Raw genomic sequence first — 17,503 nt, forward strand, 5'->3', positions numbered from 1 at the left:
TTAGACCGGAGCACTCCGGTCCGTAAGGCAACACCAGCAGTGTTACGAACGGGCTACGGACAGTTTTCAAAGGCGCAGCAGGAGCCTCATGGCGCGCACACCGCCGCTGAGCGAACTCGCGTCACACGCCCGCCAACTCGCACAGCCCGGCCAGCTCGTCCATGGACAGCCCGAGCGCCCGGGCGAGCGCGGCCACCGTGAAGAACGCCGGGGTCGGAGCCCGTCCGGTCTCGATCTTCCGGAGGGTCTCCGGGGAGATCCCGGCACTCGCCGCGACCTCCGCCATGCTGCGGCCACCGCGGGCCTCGCGCAGCAGCCGGCCGAGCCGCTCGCCGCGTTCGTGTTCTTCGGGAGTGAGAGGGGTGCGCACCATGCCCCCATTCTAATACCGGTATAGTAATTGGCATGGTGGAGCTGAAGACGGACACATCGATGGATGCCATGTACGAGGCGGGACAGGTGGTCGGGCGCGCCCTGACCGCCGTACGAGAGGCCGCTGACGTGGGTGTTTCCCTGCTGGAGCTGGACGAGGTGGCGCGTGGGGTGCTGCGGGAGGCCGGGGCGTCCTCGCCCTTCCTCGGCTATCGCCCCTCGTTCGCCTCCACACCTTTCCCCGCCGTCATCTGCGCGTCCGTGAACGACGCGATCGTGCACGGCATCCCGGACGGCTACCGGCTGCGCGACGGCGACCTCGTCTCGATCGACTGCGGTGCCCAACTCGGCGGCTGGGCCGGTGACTCGGCGATCAGTTTCACGGTGGGCAGGCCGCGCGCCGCCGACGTACGGCTGATCGAGACCGCGGAGCGGGCGCTTACGGCCGGGATCACGGCCGCGGTCGTGGGCAACCGCATCGGCGACATCGCGCACGCGATCGGCACGGTGTGCCGGGACGCCGGGTACGGCATCATGGACGACTTCGGCGGCCACGGCATCGGCCGCCGTATGCACGAGGACCCGCCGGTGCCGAACGAGGGGCGCCCGGGGCGGGGGCTCGCGCTGCGGCACGGCATGGTGCTCGCGATCGAGCCGATGCTCATCGCGGGCGGCTCGGACGAGTACCACACGGCGCCGGACGGCTGGACGCTGAAGACGAACGACGGCTCGCGGGCGGCACACACCGAGCACACCGTGGCCGTCACCGACGCGGGACCACGCGTCCTGACGGCACGCTGAGCGGCCCCCTCGACGGGGGCTGGCGAACCGGCGTTCCCGGCCGACCGTCGAATGTGCCCCATTCCCCCATCCGTGCGAAGGTGTAACCGGCTGACACCCGGGTTACCCGGCCCCGGCACGTCGATCAGCGAGGTTGTCCCCGGCCCGCGTGGGGATGCCGGATGGGAACGCCCATGACCAGCGGATTCAGCGGATCGGAAGGCTACGACGCCTTCGGAGAGTTCCTCGCCCGTTTCTTCGGCGGGCCGCGTCCAGGCCCCCGCCAGATCAACATCGGCCAGCTGCTGAGCCAGCCGGCCAGAGAGCTGGTGCGGGGCGCCGCGCAGTACGCGGCCGAACACGGCAGCCGGGATCTGGACACCCAGCACCTGCTGCGGGCCGCGCTCGCGGCCGAGCCGACCCGGACGCTGCTGAGCCGGGCCGGGGCCGATCCCGACTCGCTCGCCTCGGAGATCGACGAACGCTCCGGCCCGGTCCAGCACCAGCCGGAGGAGGCCCCTCCCCCCACGTCGCTGTCCCTCACCCCGGCCGCCAAGCGCGCCCTGCTCGACGCGCACGAGCTGGCCCGGGCCCGGGGCGCCGGCTACATCGGCCCGGAGCACGTGCTCAGCGCCCTGGCCGCGAACCCCGACTCGGCCGCCGGGCACATCCTCAACTCGGCCCGGTTCGCCCCCACCGGTCTGCCTCCCGAGACGGCCCCGGACGGCGGGCAGCACAGCGGTGAGGCACCGCGCGGCACAAGTACGCCCACTCTCGACAAGTACGGCCGCGATCTCACCGACCTGGCCCGTCAGGGCCGTATCGACCCGGTGATCGGCCGGGACGAGGAGATCGAGCAGACCATCGAGGTGCTGTCCCGGCGTGGCAAGAACAACCCGGTGCTCATCGGAGACGCGGGCGTCGGCAAGACCGCCATCGTGGAGGGACTGGCCCAGCGGATCGTCGACGGGGACGTGCCCGACGTGCTCATCGGCCGTCGGGTCTTCGCCCTCGACCTGACCGGGGTGGTCGCGGGCACCCGCTACCGGGGCGACTTCGAGGAGCGCCTGACGAACATCGTGGGCGAGATCCGCGACAACTCCGACCGGCTGATCGTCTTCATCGACGAACTGCACACGGTCGTCGGCGCGGGCGGGGGCGGGGAGGGCGGCTCCCTGGACGCCGGCAACATCCTCAAGCCCGCCCTGGCCCGCGGCGAGCTGCACATCGTGGGCGCGACCACCCTGGAGGAGTTCCGCAGGATCGAGAAGGACGCGGCCCTGGCCCGCCGCTTCCAGCCGATCCTGGTCCCGGAGCCCACCCCGGCGGACGCGATCGAGATCCTGCGCGGGCTGCGCGACCGCTACGAGGCCCACCACCAGGTCCGTTACACCGACGAGGCGCTGGTGGCCGCCGTGGAGCTGTCCGACCGCTATCTCCCCGACCGCCGTCTGCCGGACAAGGCGATCGACCTCATCGACCAGGCGGGGGCACGGGTACGCCTTCGCGCGCGGACCAAGGGCACGGACGTACGGGCCCTGGAGCGCGAGGTCGAGCAACTGACCCTGGACAAGGATCAGGCGGTCACCGCCGAGCAGTACGAGCAGGCAACCCAACTGCGTGACCGCATCGCCGAGTTGAAGCAGCGGATCGGCGAGGCCGCCGGGGGCGACGAGGCCGACGAGGGCCAGCACCTGGAGGTCACCGTGGAGGCCATCGCCGAGGTGGTGTCCCGGCTGACGGGCATCCCGGTCAGCAGTCTCACCGAGGAGGAGAAGGACCGGCTGCTCGGCCTGGAGCGGCACCTGCACGAGCGGGTGGTCGGCCAGGACGAGGCCGTACGGGTCGTCTCGGACGCCGTCCTGCGCTCCCGGGCCGGCCTCGCGAGCCCTGACCGGCCGATCGGCAGCTTCCTCTTCCTCGGCCCGACCGGCGTCGGCAAGACCGAACTGGCCCGCGCCCTCGCCGAGTCCCTGTTCGGCAGCGAGGAGCGCATGGTCCGTCTGGACATGAGCGAGTACCAGGAGCGGCACACCGTCAGCCGCCTGGTCGGCGCCCCGCCCGGATACGTCGGCCACGAGGAGGCGGGCCAGCTGACCGAGGTGGTCCGCAGGCACCCGTACTCGCTGCTCCTCCTGGACGAGGTGGAGAAGGCTCACCCGGACGTCTTCAACATCCTCCTCCAGGTCCTCGACGACGGACGGCTCACCGACTCCCAGGGCCGCACGGTCGACTTCACCAACACGGTGATCGTGATGACGAGCAACCTGGGCTCGGAGGCGATCACCCGGCGGGGCGCGGGCATCGGTTTCGGGCCCGGCGGCACCGACGCGGACGAGGAGGCCCGACGGGAACGGATCCTGCGCCCCCTGCGCGAGCACTTCCGCCCGGAGTTCCTGAACCGCATCGACGAGATCGTGGTCTTCCGCCAGCTGACGGGAGAGCAACTGCGCGAGATCACGAAGCTGTTGCTGGAACGCACCCGCCGCCTGCTCCACGCCCAGGGCGTCACGGTCGACTTCACCGACGCGGCCATAGACTGGCTGGCCGAACGCGGCTACCAGCCGGAGTACGGCGCCCGTCCATTGCGCCGCACCATCCAGCGGGAGGTGGACAACCAGCTGTCCCGCCTCCTGCTGGACGGCACGATCGCCGAGGGCGACACGGTGACGGTGGACACGGAGGCAGGCAGTCTGACGTTCACGCGGACTCCTCAGGGGCGCGGGGCTGTATAGATTTGCGGCTCCGCCGCGGGGCGCGACGAGCCCCCACGCGCCTGAGGACGACTACGGCGCGGGGTACACCACTTGCGCAGATCCCCCACCCCGCCGAACGGTCTCAGCAGCCGCGAGCCACTTCCCACCCGGCAACCGCTGCACACCCGTCGCCGCCCCGATCTCCGGATTCAGCTTGAACGAGTGCCCGATGGCCTCCAGCTGGGACCGTTCCCCACTGCTGTACAACGCCGGCTCCAGCTCGGTCTGCGCAGCATTCCGCTGACTCGCCCGAGGCGCCGCGATCGCGTCCACGAGCGGCAGTCCGCGGTCGACGAACTCGGTCAGCACCTGGAGCACGGTGGTGATGATGGTCGCCCCACCGGGCGAACCCAGCGCGACCACAGGCTGGTTGTGCCGGTCGAGCACGATCGTCGGCGAGATCGAGGACCGCGGCCGCTTGCCGGGCCCGGGCAGGTTCGGGTCGTGGACGGCCGGGTTGGCGGGAGCGAAGGAGAAGTCCGTCAGCTCGTTGTTGAGAATGAACCCACGCCCGGGAACGGTGATCGCACTGCCACCGGTCTGCTCGATGGTCAGGGTGTACGAGACGACGTTCCCCCACTTGTCGGCCACCGTCAGATGCGTGGTGTTCTCACCCTCGTACGTCGTCGGAGCCGCGGTGCCCCGGGCCGTGCAGGCCCCGGGGTGCCGCGGGTCTCCCGGCGCCACCGGACTCGTGAGCACCGCGTCGTCCTTGATCAGGCAGGCCCGCGAGTCGGCGAACTTCTGCGACAGCAGCCCCTTCGTCGGTACGTCCTCGAAGGCGGGGTCGCCGACCCAGCGCCCCCGGTCCGCGAACGCGATCCGGCTGGCCTCGATGTAGTGGTGCAGGTACTGGACCTCACTGGCCTTCGAAAGGTCGGTGTGCTCAAGGATGTTGAGGGCCTCGCCGACCGTCGTGCCGCCGGAGGAGGAGGGCGCGATGGAGTAGACGCCGAGCCCGCGGTAGGAGGTCTTGGTGGGCTTCTGGAGCTTGGCCCGGTAGGCGGCGAGGTCCTTCTCGGAGAGGTCCCCGGGACGGGCGTTCCACCCCGAACTCGGGTTCACCGGCGGATGGTTCACGGTGTCGACGATGTCGTCGCCGAGGTCGCCGTGGTAGATCGTGCCGACGCCCTTGCGGCCCAACTCCTGGTAGGTGCGGGCGAGATCGGGGTTCTTGAAGGTGGAGCCGACGACCGGCAGCTGCCCGCCGGGCAGAAACAGCTTCGCGGTGTCCGGGAAGTACCGGAACCGCGTCTCGTTGGACGCGGTCTGCGAGCGGAACGTGTCGTCGACCGTGAACCCGTCCCGGGCGATCCGCTCGGCCGGCTTCAGGACGCTGCCGAGCGGTCTGCTGCCCCACCGGCCCAGCGCCGTGGCCCAGGTGGCGGGCGTGCCCGGGGTGCCGACGCTCAGCCCGCTGCTGACGGCGTCGGCGAAGGCGAGCGGCTTGCCGTTCTCGAGGAACAGGTCGGAGCCGGCGGTCAGCGGTGCCGTCTCCCGGCCGTCGATCGTGTGGACCGTACGGGACTTGGCGTCGTAGTAGACGAAGTAGCCGCCCCCGCCGATGCCGGAGGAGTACGGCTCGGTGACGCCCAGCGCGGCGGCGGTGGCGACGGCCGCGTCCACCGCGTTGCCGCCTTTCCTCAGCACCTCGATGCCGGCGGCGGAGGCGTCCGCGTCGACGCTGGAGACGGCGCCGCCGTAGCCGACGGCGACGGGTACTTTCCCGGGTGTCGAGGTGGCCTGCGGCGGTGCTGCCGCCCCCACCGACACCACGGCGGCCGAGACCGCCAGCACCGACAGTTTCCGTGCGACAGGGCGACGCATCCGTACCTCCAGTCCAGGACCGTCCGCGCAGCGTAACCACATCGCCGTGGCCCCGACACCCCTCTTCGGGTCAGGTGTCATGCGAATGCCACACTTCGAACACCGGTACGTACCAGCGGTGTCGGCCCGCTAGCATGCGCGCACATGAATGACGACGTGCGCAACATCGTCCTGGGTGTGGTGGCGGCGGGCATCAGCGCCGCGCTCGGCTGGCTCGCCCGGACGTACCTGTGGAAGCGGAAACTCCGCCGCAAGCAGGCGTTCTTCGGGCTGCCGGACAACTCCGAGTCACTGCTGGTCGTGAACCGGGACGCGGGCAGCACCGAACTCGCGGTGCACCGCTACGACGTGTTCGCGCTGCTCGAACTCTCCGCCCTCATCAAGGACTGCGGCGCACACGCTGAGGTGATCACCCAGGACGCGGCCCGGCAGGGCTTCGGGGAGCGCACGGAGTTCTGTGTCGGCGGCCCCACGTCGAACCGGCGCATGATGGCGCACATTGCCGCCATGCTGCCCGGGGTGCTGGTGAAAGTCGATCCGTCGGAACCCGGCCCGATCCGCATGACGTACCAGATCGGCAGCGAGCGCTACCTCCTGGAGAAGGGGGTGTCCGAGTACACGCTGCTCGCCCGTCTCACCGCCGGACAGCCCGGACTGACCAGGCCCGTCTTCCTGTTCTGCGGTCAGACCGCGATCACCAACCAGGCCGCGACCCGCTACCTGGCCCGCAACCACGAGCGGCTGTTCCGCAAGTACGGCGACAACTCCTTCGTCCTCCTGCTGAAGGTGGTCAACTCACAGGCGTACGGCCCCGATGTCGCCGAACTGGTCGCGGACGTGACGCGCGCGGCCCAGACGCCACTGCCGACGCCTGCGGCTCCACGCAACTCCCACCGCGCCTCCTGAATTGATTCACACCACAACAATCGTTACTCCCACGTAACTTACCGACGGGTTACCTCCGGTAAAGCGTCGAGGTTACCGTCTGGTCACTTTGCATTGACACGAGTAGGGAGTGACCCGTGGGACACCCTCGCAAGGCCCTGCGTACGACCACCGTGGGCGCCGTCTCCGCGACTCTGATCGCCGGTAGCGCCCTCGGACTCGCCCCCACCGCCCAGGCGGCGGACGCCGTCCGCTTCGTGGACATCACCGGTGACGGTGGCACCGTACTCAAGGCGAACGTCATCACACCCGCCGGCTCCGACGGTTCTCGGCGCTACCCGCTGCTCGTCCTGCCCACGAGCTGGGGGCTGCCCCAGGTCGAGTACCTCGCCCAGGCCCAGAAGCTCGCCAACTCCGGATACATCGTGGTCAGTTACAACGTCCGGGGCTTCTGGCAGTCGGGCGGGGAGATAGAAGTCGCGGGCCCGCCCGACACCGCCGACGCGTCCAAGGTCATCGACTGGGCGCTCGCCAACACCCCAGCGGACGCCCAGCACATCGGCCTGGCGGGCGTCTCCTACGGCGCCGGCATCAGCCTGCTCGCCGCCGCGCACGACAAGCGCGTCAAGGCCGTGGCCGCCCTCAGCGGCTGGGCCGACCTGATCGACTCGATCTACTCCGGCCGCACCCAGCACGTCCAGGCCGCCGCCGTGCTGGACGGCGCGAGCCTGGTCACCGGCCGCCAGAGCGCCGAAGTCCGGCAGATCTTCGACAACTTCTACGCGTCGAACCTGTCGAAGGAACAGGAGATGATCGACTGGGGGAAGAAACGTTCGGCCGCCACATACGTGGACCAACTGAACCAGAACGGCGCGGCGGTCATGATGGCCAACGCGTGGGGCGACACGGTCTTCTCCCCCAACCAGTACGCGGACTTCTACGAGAAGCTGTCCGGCCCGAAGAGACTGGAGCTGCGCCCCGGCGACCACGCCACGGCCGAGCTGACCGGACTGTTCGGCCTTCCCAACGACGTGTGGACGGACACCGGGCGCTGGTTCGACCACTACCTCAAGGGCGCGGACAACGGCATCGACCGTGAGCAGCCGGTCCAGCTCAAGTCCCGGTCCGGGGGCGGCTACGAGGGGTACCCGGACTGGAAGTCGATCGCCGCGACCCGCAAGAAGATCGCTCTCTCGGGCACCACCACGATCCACACCAACGTGGACTCGGGCGCGGACGGCGGGATCGTCTTCCTGTCCAGCATCCTCGACCAGATCGCCCAGGCTCCCCCGGTCGCCTCGATCCCCCTGCTCCCCCGCCGCTGGGCCGCCGTATGGCAGTCGGAGAAGTACCGGACCGCCCAACAGGTGCGCGGCACCGCGAAGTTGCACACCACGGTCACCCCCACCAAGGAGAGCGGCACCCTCGTCGCCTACCTGTACGACGTGGGGCCGCTCGGCCTCGGCAAGCTGGTCTCCAACGCGCCCTTCACCTTCCACGGGCAGACGCCCGGGAAGCCGTTCGGCGTCGACCTGCAGCTGTTCTCCACGGCCTACGACGTCCCGGCGGGGCACCGTCTGGCGCTGGTGGTCGACACGGTCGACCCGCTCTACATCGAGCACAACCCGTCCGGCGCTCAGCTGACCTTCTCCTCGCCGGCGAACGACCCGTCGTACGTGTCGATTCCGCTGCGCGAGCAGTGATCTCCGGCCGGCGCCGGGCGGGTAGGGCTCTGTGACTGCTGCCCCCTACGGCTGAGAGGCCGTGGGGGGACCCCCACCAGGCAGCAGCGTCCCTGGAGGCACGGTCGCCGTCACCATGGGGGTGAGCGGACCATCGTAGTCGAGGCTCGAAGACATGGCCGTCGCCTCCCTCAGTGCTTGAGGATCTTGGAGAGGAAGTCCCTGGCGCGCTCGCTGTCCGGGTGGGTGAAGAAGTCGTCGGGGGCGCGGTCCTCGACGATGCGGCCGTCGGCCATGAACACCACGCGGTTGGCGGCCGAGCGGGCGAAGCCCATCTCGTGGGTGACGACGACCATGGTCATGCCCTCCCGGGCCAGTTGCTGCATGACCTCCAGGACCTCGTTGATCATCTCCGGGTCGAGGGCCGAGGTGGGCTCGTCGAACAGCAGGGCCTTGGGCTCCATGGCGAGGGCGCGGGCGATGGCCACGCGCTGCTGCTGACCGCCGGAGAGCTGGGCCGGGTACTTGTCGGCCTGGTCGGCGAGGCCCACCCGGTCGAGGAGTTGACGAGAGCGCTGGTCGGCCTGGTCCTTCTTGCGTCCGCGGACCTTGACCTGGGCCAGCGAGACGTTCTGCAGGACCGTCTTGTGGGCGAACAGGTTGAAGGACTGGAAGACCATGCCGACCTCGGCACGGAGCTTCGCGAGGGCCTTGCCCTCCTCGGGCAGCGGCTGCCCGTCGAGCGTGATGGAACCGGACTTGATGGTCTCCAGGCGGTTGATCGTCCTGCAGAGCGTGGACTTGCCCGACCCCGAAGGGCCGATGACCACGACCACCTCCCCCTTGCCGACGGTGAGGTTGATGTCCTGCAGGACATGCAGCTCCCCGTAGTACTTGTTGACGTCACGCAGTTCGATCAACGGATCGACGACGGCCATGCCCAGCCCTACTCACTCTCAGCTGTGTCGTGGTTGCCGCAACTTATCGAGGCAAGATCGCACTTGAGGAACGACACGCACTTTTCGATCATTAGCCGTATTTACGCCGCGCTTACGGCCATGGGTTCACTCCTCGGCGACCTCCGCGTAGAGCTGGGACAACTCGGGCACCCCGCTCGCGGCCCACTCGTGACCGGAGGCCACGACGTCGAACTCACGCCCCGACTGCAGCCGGATCACGGGCTGGCCGTCCGAGCGCAGATCCCACGCCGCCCCGGGGACGGTCCGTACGATGACCGTGCCCAGATAGAGCCCGGCGTCGTTACCGAGCCAGAGCAGGATCTCCTCGTCGTCCCGCCAGCCCGGCACCAGCTGGTCGAGCGCCTCCAACGAGGCCGCCGTGTCGTCCAGTTGGACACCCGAACGGGAGGCGTGGGAGCGCAGGAGCTCGCACTCGGAGAGGAGTTCGGCGATGCCCTCGGGGTCGCGGGTCCCCGGTTTCTCACTCCAGCCGCCCAGAAAAGGGATCTTCATACACCCAGCGTGTCACTCACCCGGCCGCATGCACCACAGGCGCGCGGCCGTGGTTTCCCGAAGGCCTCGCACAGGGTGCCCTGAGACCTAGACGTCCAGATCCACGACCACCGGCGCGTGATCGGACGCGCCCTTGCCCTTGCGCTCCTCACGGTCGACGTAGGCGTCGGTGACGGCCTTCGCGAAGGACTCGTTGCCGTACACCAGGTCGATGCGCATGCCGCGGTTCTTGGGGAAGCACAGCTGGCGGTAGTCCCAGTACGTGAACGGGTGGTCGTACTTGAGGGGCCGCGGGACCACGTCCGACAGGCCCGCCTCGCGCAGGGAGGCGAGGGCGGCGCGCTCGGCCGGGGTGACGTGGGTGAGACCCTCGAAGGCGGCCACGTCGTGGACGTCGTCGTCCGTCGGCGCCACGTTGTAGTCGCCCAGGACCGCGAAGGGCCGGCTGCCCGCCGCGTCACCGGCGACGGCGGCCTTGAGGGCCTCGAACCACTGGAGCTTGTAGGCGTAGTGCGGGTGGTCGACCTCGCGGCCGTTCGGCACATAGACCGACCAGACGCGGACCGGGCCGCAGGTCGCGGAGATGGCACGGGGCTCCGGGGCGCCGTCGTAGCCGGGATCGCCGGGCAGGCCCTTGACCACGTCCTCCAGGCCCACCCGGGAGATCACCGCCACGCCGTTCCACCGCCCTGTCGCGTGGACCGCCGCCTCGTAGCCCGCCTCGCGCAGCTGGTCGAACGGGAACTGCTCCTCGGCGACCTTGGCCTCCTGGAGGCACAGCACATCGGTGCCGGTGCTCTCCAGCCAGGCCAGCAGCCTCGGGAGACGAGCGGTGATCGAGTTGACGTTCCAGGTCGCGATGCGCATGCCTCACAACCTACCGGGCGGCACTGACACTCACAGAGCCGTGCTCTCCCCCGGCTTCAGCCGCAGGTGCTCCGCGCCGCCGAGGGCGCCGATCTGGTTGTCGTAGATCGGGCGGGCGAGGTCGGTGAGGAGGGCGTCGTGGATGTCGTAGGCGCGCTGGGGCTTGACCTCACGGACGTAGTCGATGACCTCGGAGATCTTGCTCCAGGGGGCCATGACCGGGAGCATCAGCGTCTCCACGGCGTGGTCGGGGACGGTGAGGGCGTCGCCGGGGTGGAAGACCTTGCCGCCGTCGACGAGGTAGCCGACGTTGGTGATGCGTGGGATGTCCGGGTGGATCACCGCGTGCAGTTCGCCGTGGACCTGCACGTCGAACCCGGCGGCCGTGAACGTGTCGCCGTGGCCGACGGTGTGCACACGCCCCGGGAAGGCGGCCGTGATCTTCTCGGCGACCGACCTCAGGGTCCAGATCTCGGCGGCCGGGTTGGCGTCCAGGGCCTTCCGCAGCCGTTCCTCGTTGAAGTGGTCCAGGTGCTCGTGTGTGACGAGGATCGCGTCCGCCCCGAGGGCTGCGTCCTCCTCGCTGAAGGTCCCGGGGTCGAGGACGAGCGTCTGTCCGTCCTTCTCCAGACGGACACAGGCATGCGACATCTTGGTGAGCTTCATGGGTCCATCCTGCCTCCCGTCCCGCGCGAACGGGCAGCACAGCCAGGTGCTCTGGCCACCCGCCTCAGACGATCACTCGGTGGGGGTGGTCTCCTCGCGGATGACCTGCTGGGCCACCTTGAAAGCGCTGTTGGCCGCCGGGACTCCGCAGTACACGGCCGCCTGGAGCAGCACTTCCTTGATCTCGGAGGGGGTGAGGCCGTTGCGCAGGGCGGCCCGGGTGTGCGAGGCGAGCTCGTCCAGGTGTCCGCCCGCGACCAGCGCGGTCAGGGTGGCGACACTGCGGGAACGGCGGTCGAGCCCAGGCCGGTCCCAGATCTCACCCCAGGCGTAGCGGGTGAGGAGCTCCTGGAAGTCGGCCGAGAAGTCGTCGGCCTGCGCCAGTACCCGGTCGACGTGCGCGTCGCCGAGCACCTCGCGGCGCACCTTGATGCCGGTGTCGTACGGATCGGCGCGGCCGGCCGACTGAGGGGCCGGGGCGGCCGGGGCGATCTCGGCGATGGGCACCGGGTGCGGTGGCGCGGCGTGCGGGGGCGCGGCCATGAGGGCCGGGTTGACGGGGTTGATCGGGGCGCCGGGGATCGCGGTCTGGCCGGTGCTGGAGTCGAAGGCGGGCTGCCAGGCGGTGGAGAAGTGTCTGACGAGCAGGTCGGTGACGGCGGCGGGTTGCTCGACCGGCACCAGGTGGGAGGCACCGGGCACCACGGCGAGGCGGGCGTCCGGGATGCCCGCGACCAGAGTGCGGGCCTCTGCGGGACCGGTGACCTGGTCGTCGGAGCCGACGAGGACCAGGGTCGGCACGCCGACGCTCGCGAGGTCGGCCCGTACGTCGAAGGCGGCCAGCGCCTCGCAGGCCGCGATGTAGCAGCCGGGGTCGGTGGTGCGCACCATCTGCACGGCCCACTCGGTGATCGCGGGCTGGGCGGCGGCGAACCCCGAGGTGAACCAGCGGTCGGGCGAGGTACGGGCGATGGGATCGAGCCCGTTCGTCCGTACGATCACCCCGCGCTGGCGGAACTCGTCGGCCGTGCCGAAGCGGGGCGAGGCGGCGATCAGCGCGAGCGAGGCGAGCCGCTCCGGGTGGCGCAGCGCCAGCTCCATGCCGACCGCACCGCCGAGCGCACAGCCCGCGTAGCCGAAGCGCTGCACCCCGAACCGGTCGAGCGTGGCGAGCAGCCGGTCGGTGAGGTCGCCGACCGAACCCGCCGGGTAGGCGGCCGCGCCGCCGTGCCCCGGCAGGTCGAACCGGAAGACGCGCCACTGCTTGACCAGTTCGGGGACCTGGCGGTCCCACATGTGCCATGTGGTACCCAGTGAAGGCGCCAAGATCAGGACCGGGGCGTGTTCTGGCCCGTCAAAGCGGTATTGGAGGGTGTTCGGTGGTGTCTCGCTCACCCGTCAGACCCTCTCATCTCTCACGAGATCTCACATGGCCGGTCCCAACCTAACGGCTCATGTTCTTCTCGCTACGGCAGGTTTGGCACTGCCGGAACCCCTCGGAGGTCCAGGTACGTGTTCTCCGGCGGGTACTCGTAACCGTGTCGACACTGGGTTCTGCGGGCGCATGCCCTTTCGGCGTCGAAGAGCTTCCTCCCTCGTCACGGCTTCCAGGTGATGCGGGTTGCAGCATCGAGTGTGGTGGGACCCCCGTGGCTCGGCGTGACTCACCTGAAAGCCTTTCGGGATCTCCCCAACCAGCAGCTTGAACACCACGCGGTGAACGAGTTGCGTCTTCCTCTGGTAGGAAACGGTGCCGTAGCGTGACGGGCCATCCCGGTTACAGCTACCGGTCCACAACCAGCAGCCGGACTCCGGGTCCGCCTCGATCTCGCCGGCCATACGGCTTGGCAAGTCGCTCGGCTGGTAGACCGACTGGCTCACGCTTGCCCCTCTATCGCATCCCCGTGCAAGCCGTCCCACATTGTGGCGGCCCCGCGAAGATCCTCGACGTCCGGCTTCACGTACCACTTCTCGGTGGTCTTCGCATTCGTGTGTCCGGCCCACCGCGCAAGGATGTGATCTGGCACGCCGTTGTTGGCCAGGTACGTGAGGCACTCTACGTATGCCTCACCCAGAGCCAGCTTCTCCTTGGACTGGAGGGCCTTGAGCGACTTGAGAGCGGCCAGCACCGGAGCCGGCAACGGGAGCTCTCGTTCACCTGCCAAAGACTTGGTGTCCTTCTCCACCACGTACCGGTTGCCCATCATCGTGCGCGTGTTGGCAATGGTGATCGTGGCGTTGTCCAGTTCGACGTCTTCCCACCGGAGTCCGCAGACTTCAGCCGGACGCAGACCCATGAGAGATAGCAGAAGTGGAGCGTAGAGCCGTCCTCCCCTGATGCCAAGAACGAATGCCTGAACCTCCTGGACATTCCAGGGCTTCACCTCCTGCTTGTTCTTCCGCTCTTCCTTGCGTGCCCTACGCGGAATCGCCACATGCTGGGCCACGTTCATAGGCACCAACCGACGTGTCACCGCTCGGTTCAGAGCGTCCTTCAGGCGAGCAGGACTCATGTCCACGCTGGTCACTCCCAGCGGAGTGCCGGCCTTACCGCCGCGTACACGCCCGTGCTTCAGAGACCAGTGCATCCACTCCTCTACGTCTTCTTCAGTGAGTTACTGAAGACGGATATTACCCAACATCCCGCGCACCCGGTCCAGGGTGATCTGGTAGTTGTAGATGGTGGTTTCTTCCAGATCCTGGGCCTTCATAGCCAGCCACCGATCAAGCTCATTCTCGGTGACCTTATTCGGCGGTACGAGCGTCCCTTCCTGGCGGCGGTTAGTGATGCGCGCATATTCGGCCTTCGCCTCCTTGAGCGTGCCGAATGTACCTGGTCGATGGGCGCGGTCGGCACCAGCGCCGACAATGCGGCCTGCGAGGCTTTCGCGATGATCGCCCCGGCACTTGACCTCAGCACAGACCCGAACTGAACCTGCCCGCGGCCCGGCAGGCAGCGATCCCGCTGCCAAGTTCATGGACACGGCGGCTGACCCGTCGTGGTACTCGCGAGTCCTGCAGACGCTGGCCCGGGACTACCCCGAGATCAGCGACAAGGCAGGGGCGACCGCCGTCGGCGAGAACGCCGTCGAGAGGGTAGCGGAGAAGCGGCGGGGAGTAGCGGCTCGTTGGAGGTGTTCGCGGGGCGGTCACAGTGACCGTTCCGCGAACGCCCCGCCGACGCGCCTCCCTGGCCTTCACTGGGGAGGTGCTGCGCATTCTGGGTTCAGAAGCGGACTCTGATCACGGCCCAACCCTCAAGACCCCTCGGATACTCGCGAAACAACACGCCGCTGCGGCATCCGGCGGACGCCTACCTCACGCTCCGCACCCTCGTCGGCCTGCCTGCCGATCACGAGGACGGGAAGGCAGTTCAGCCGCTGACCACCGCTTTCCGCATCGGTGACGGTGTCAAAGATCCGCAGCATCTGATCCGCTTCGGTCATGGCCAGCAGGGCTCGCAGCGGCGGCAGCGCACAGGCCGGCACCACTCCGGCGGCGTCGGCCTGACGATGGGCCGCCTGCGGCACGCTGAGCCCAACCGAGTCACAGAACGACGCCCCCGACAGATCCAGGATGAGAAACCCGTCAACGTCGGTGACCGGGTGGGTGAACCGCTCACGGAACCAGGGCTGGGAGGGGTGACCCGTTGCCCCGCCGACCCGGGCCATGGCCCAAGCGGGTCGTCACGACTGAGGACGTGTCCTCCACAGCTTCCCTCACCGTCTAGGTCTCGCCATAGTTCAGTGTTGAGCCTATCGCCGCGACCGGCGGCTGGCCCCGCAGTTGGCCGGTACACCGCATCGGATGACGCTCCGACGGTCTCCAGACCGGCAGGCAGCGCAGGCAATACAAGGCCAGACACGGGTCACCAGCAGTCAGGTCGACTCCCCTGCTTCCCTCTGCGCGGCTACGCATCCCGGTCTGTATCGGGCACGGCGCGCATCAGCGGCTCCAGGTCACATAGAGGGCCGCGTGAAAGGCAGCGGCGAGCTCGCGGGCCCGCTCCTGGCTCGGCACGCCGTGCAGCATGAAGGGCGCGCACGGGCCGAGGCCGAGGATCTGGCCGTCAGCGGGGCCCAAGGACTATCTGCCATGACAACCCCAGGACCCCGCCCGGCGCGAGGGCACTTGCCCTGATGATCTGGTGGGAGGCCGGTATCCGAGCGGACGGCGGCCGGGTTCTGAGGCGGGCAGGTTTTGGCCATACGTAGCGCCTGGGTCACGCACGGCGCAGGGCCGTAGGATCTCCGTAGCCGGGACCACCGCATTTAACACATGCGTTCGAGTGCCGACAGGGCCGTTCAGGCATGATGGGAGGGTGCCAGCGGCACCTTTTCTGGGAGGAGCGGGAGTGGCGGAGAGTCCGGCGCAGAGGCGGAAGGGCGGCCCCGCGGGGCCCCAGTTGCGGCTGGATGAGCTGCTGGAGGGCTTGCAAGCCCAAGTCGCACAGGTTCGCGCGACGCGAGACCGGGTGCACACGCTGCTGGACGCGGTCCTCGCCATTGGCTCCGATCTGGATCTCGACGTGGTGCTGCGGCGGATCACCGAGTCCGCGGTCACTCTTGTGGACGCCCAGTACGGGGCCTTGGGCGTGCTCGGGGAGGAAGGGAAGATCCGGCAGTTCATCACGGTCGGCATGGACGAGGACACCATCCGCACGATCGGCCACTATCCCGAGGGCCAGGGCATCCTTGGGCTTCTGATCCGCGAACCGGAGCCGCTGCGCCTGACCGATCTGGGCGGCCACCCCGACTCGGTGGGCTTCCCCGCCGGGCATCCGCCGATGACGACGTTCCTCGGAGCTCCGGTGCGCGTGCGTGACCAGGTCTTCGGCAACCTGTACCTGACCGACAAGCGCGGCGGGGCCGAGTTCGACGAGGACGACGAGGCGGTGCTGCGCACGCTCGCGGCCGCGGCCGGCGTGGCGATCGACAACGCCCGCCTGTACGAGGACTCCCGCCGCCGGGAGCAGTGGCTGGCGGCGAGCAGTGACCTGACCCGCAGCCTGCTGTCGGGCACCGACCCGGACGAGGTGCTGTACAAGGTTGCCTCGACCGTCAGGGCTCTGTCCGGAGCGGATCTGGTGACGCTGGCGGTGCCGTTCGACGGCGGCGAAGAGCTGGTGATCGAGGCCGCAGACGGTGAAGGTGCCGAGCAGGTCCGTGGGCTGGTACTGCCGGTTACCACGCTGGCCGCGAAGGTCCACCTCTCCAACGAGCGGATCACCAGCGGTGCGCTGTCCGACGAACCTCAGTCCGGGGGCGGCTCCGCGGCGCAGATCGGCCTGGGGCCCGGGTTCCTGCTCCCTCTGGGCGGTGGCGAGCACGTGCGCGGGGTCCTGCAGGTCGCCAACCTGCCCGGCGGCGCGGAGTTCTCGGACACCACCATGGCCATGATCAGCAGTTTCGCCGACCAGGCCGCGCTGGCTCTGGAGATCGCCGAGCACCGGCGCGAGGCCGACCACCTGCTGGTTCTGACCGACCGCGACCGCATTGCCCGCGACCTGCACGACCTGGCGATCCAGCGGCTGTTCGCCTCGGGGCTGACCCTGAACTCGGTGCTCGGCCGGGTGTCCGACCGGCCCGAGGTGGCCGAGCGGGTCCAGAGGGTCGTCGACGACCTCGACGACACCATCAAGACCGTGCGCGGCACGATCTACGCCCTGCGTGAGCGCGACCGCTCCGACGGGCGCGGCGGGCTGCGCTCGAAGCTGCTGGCCGAGACCGACCGGGCCGCCGCCGTACTCGGATTCGCTCCCGCCCTGCGCATGACCGGCCTGCTGGACACCGACGTGCCCGCCGACCATGCCGAGCACCTGCTGGCGGTGTTGCGCGAGACGCTGTCGAACGCCGCCCGGCACGCACACGCCACCGCCGTCGAGATCACCGCCGAGACTGACGGCACCCGGGTCCGCCTGCGCGTCGCCGACAACGGAACCGGCATCGACCCGGCCGTCAACCGCCGCAGTGGCCTCGACAATCTCCGCCAGCGCGCCGCCGACCTCGGGGGCAGCTTCATTCTCAAGCCGAACGATCCCACCGGCACCATCGTGGAATGGACAGTGCCCCTCTCCGTGGCCTGAGCCCCGTAGAGCGCGATCATTCCGATCGCGGTGGGCCCGATCGTGTACGTCCTGCCGCAGCCGGACGGGATCAAGTCCGGCGGACGGGCGGTCCTGGCCGTCGTCACCGGC

Annotated in this window: 17 protein-coding genes; 5 read left to right on the top strand and 12 right to left on the bottom strand. The window is 69.2% G+C overall.

The annotated features are described in order from the left end of the window. Positions 1-121: 121 nt before the first annotated feature. Positions 122-373, bottom strand: coding sequence for a helix-turn-helix domain-containing protein (locus RKD20_RS08570; protein WP_020119078.1), 252 nt, complete (start codon positions 371-373; stop codon positions 122-124). 32 nt (positions 374-405) lie between these two features. Here RKD20_RS08570 and map point away from each other — a divergent pair, with 32 nt between their 5' ends. Beyond that, complete coding sequence (gene map, locus RKD20_RS08575) at positions 406-1,173, top strand: type I methionyl aminopeptidase (RefSeq protein ID WP_424877179.1); 768 nt, start codon at positions 406-408, stop codon at positions 1,171-1,173. A 173-nt stretch (positions 1,174-1,346) separates the two neighbouring features. Then, positions 1,347-3,887 carry an ATP-dependent Clp protease ATP-binding subunit gene (locus tag RKD20_RS08580; RefSeq protein ID WP_424877180.1) on the top strand — a complete coding sequence of 847 codons (2,541 nt, stop codon included), beginning with the start codon at positions 1,347-1,349 and terminating at the stop codon, positions 3,885-3,887. A gap of 51 nt (positions 3,888-3,938) precedes the next feature. Here RKD20_RS08580 and ggt read toward each other — a convergent pair whose 3' ends face one another. Continuing rightward, complete coding sequence (gene ggt / locus RKD20_RS08585) at positions 3,939-5,735, bottom strand: gamma-glutamyltransferase (RefSeq protein ID WP_424877181.1); 1,797 nt, start codon at positions 5,733-5,735, stop codon at positions 3,939-3,941. Between the two features lie 144 nt (positions 5,736-5,879). On the opposite strand from ggt, the gene RKD20_RS08590 reads away from it, so the two are divergent. Next, positions 5,880-6,641, top strand: coding sequence for a hypothetical protein (locus tag RKD20_RS08590; protein ID WP_424877182.1), 762 nt, complete (start codon positions 5,880-5,882; stop codon positions 6,639-6,641). A gap of 116 nt (positions 6,642-6,757) precedes the next feature. Next, positions 6,758-8,323 carry a CocE/NonD family hydrolase gene (locus tag RKD20_RS08595; protein WP_424877183.1) on the top strand — a complete coding sequence of 522 codons (1,566 nt, stop codon included), beginning with the start codon at positions 6,758-6,760 and terminating at the stop codon, positions 8,321-8,323. 170 nt (positions 8,324-8,493) lie between these two features. Here RKD20_RS08595 and RKD20_RS08600 read toward each other — a convergent pair whose 3' ends face one another. The 10 genes from RKD20_RS08600 to RKD20_RS08645 form a co-directional block, all read right to left on the bottom strand. Beyond that, positions 8,494-9,240, bottom strand: a complete 747-nt coding sequence (locus RKD20_RS08600; protein WP_424877184.1) for an amino acid ABC transporter ATP-binding protein — start codon at positions 9,238-9,240, stop codon at positions 8,494-8,496. A gap of 126 nt (positions 9,241-9,366) precedes the next feature. Then, positions 9,367-9,774, bottom strand: a complete 408-nt coding sequence (locus RKD20_RS08605; RefSeq protein ID WP_007385774.1) for a DUF6278 family protein — start codon at positions 9,772-9,774, stop codon at positions 9,367-9,369. Between the two features lie 87 nt (positions 9,775-9,861). Then, positions 9,862-10,641, bottom strand: a complete 780-nt coding sequence (locus RKD20_RS08610) for an exodeoxyribonuclease III (RefSeq protein ID WP_424877185.1) — start codon at positions 10,639-10,641, stop codon at positions 9,862-9,864. A gap of 30 nt (positions 10,642-10,671) precedes the next feature. Continuing rightward, on the bottom strand, positions 10,672-11,307 hold the full coding sequence (locus RKD20_RS08615; protein WP_424877186.1) for an MBL fold metallo-hydrolase: 636 nt from the start codon (positions 11,305-11,307) through the stop codon (positions 10,672-10,674). Between the two features lie 72 nt (positions 11,308-11,379). Continuing rightward, entirely contained in the window at positions 11,380-12,702 is a 1,323-nt protein-coding gene (pcaC, locus tag RKD20_RS08620) for a 4-carboxymuconolactone decarboxylase (protein WP_424877187.1), read from the bottom strand. A 57-nt stretch (positions 12,703-12,759) separates the two neighbouring features. Then, positions 12,760-13,146 (bottom strand): HNH endonuclease signature motif containing protein, encoded by a 387-nt coding sequence (locus tag RKD20_RS08625; RefSeq protein ID WP_424883180.1) that lies wholly within the window; start codon positions 13,144-13,146, stop codon positions 12,760-12,762. A 38-nt stretch (positions 13,147-13,184) separates the two neighbouring features. Then, positions 13,185-13,760: a site-specific integrase gene (locus tag RKD20_RS08630; protein ID WP_424877188.1), complete on the bottom strand. Its 576-nt coding sequence runs from the start codon at positions 13,758-13,760 to the stop codon at positions 13,185-13,187. A gap of 162 nt (positions 13,761-13,922) precedes the next feature. Continuing rightward, entirely contained in the window at positions 13,923-14,291 is a 369-nt protein-coding gene (locus tag RKD20_RS08635; protein WP_424877189.1) for a hypothetical protein, read from the bottom strand. A gap of 273 nt (positions 14,292-14,564) precedes the next feature. Continuing rightward, positions 14,565-14,978, bottom strand: a complete 414-nt coding sequence (locus tag RKD20_RS08640; RefSeq protein WP_424877190.1) for an STAS domain-containing protein — start codon at positions 14,976-14,978, stop codon at positions 14,565-14,567. Between the two features lie 274 nt (positions 14,979-15,252). Further along, positions 15,253-15,390: a hypothetical protein gene (locus RKD20_RS08645; protein ID WP_424877191.1), complete on the bottom strand. Its 138-nt coding sequence runs from the start codon at positions 15,388-15,390 to the stop codon at positions 15,253-15,255. A gap of 322 nt (positions 15,391-15,712) precedes the next feature. On the opposite strand from RKD20_RS08645, the gene RKD20_RS08650 reads away from it, so the two are divergent. Beyond that, on the top strand, positions 15,713-17,392 hold the full coding sequence (locus RKD20_RS08650; RefSeq protein WP_424883181.1) for a GAF domain-containing protein: 1,680 nt from the start codon (positions 15,713-15,715) through the stop codon (positions 17,390-17,392). Positions 17,393-17,503 lie beyond the last annotated feature (111 nt).

The organism is Streptomyces sp. SLBN-8D4 (genome assembly GCF_049739545.1).
Lineage (GTDB): Bacteria > Actinomycetota > Actinomycetes > Streptomycetales > Streptomycetaceae > Streptomyces > Streptomyces canus_C.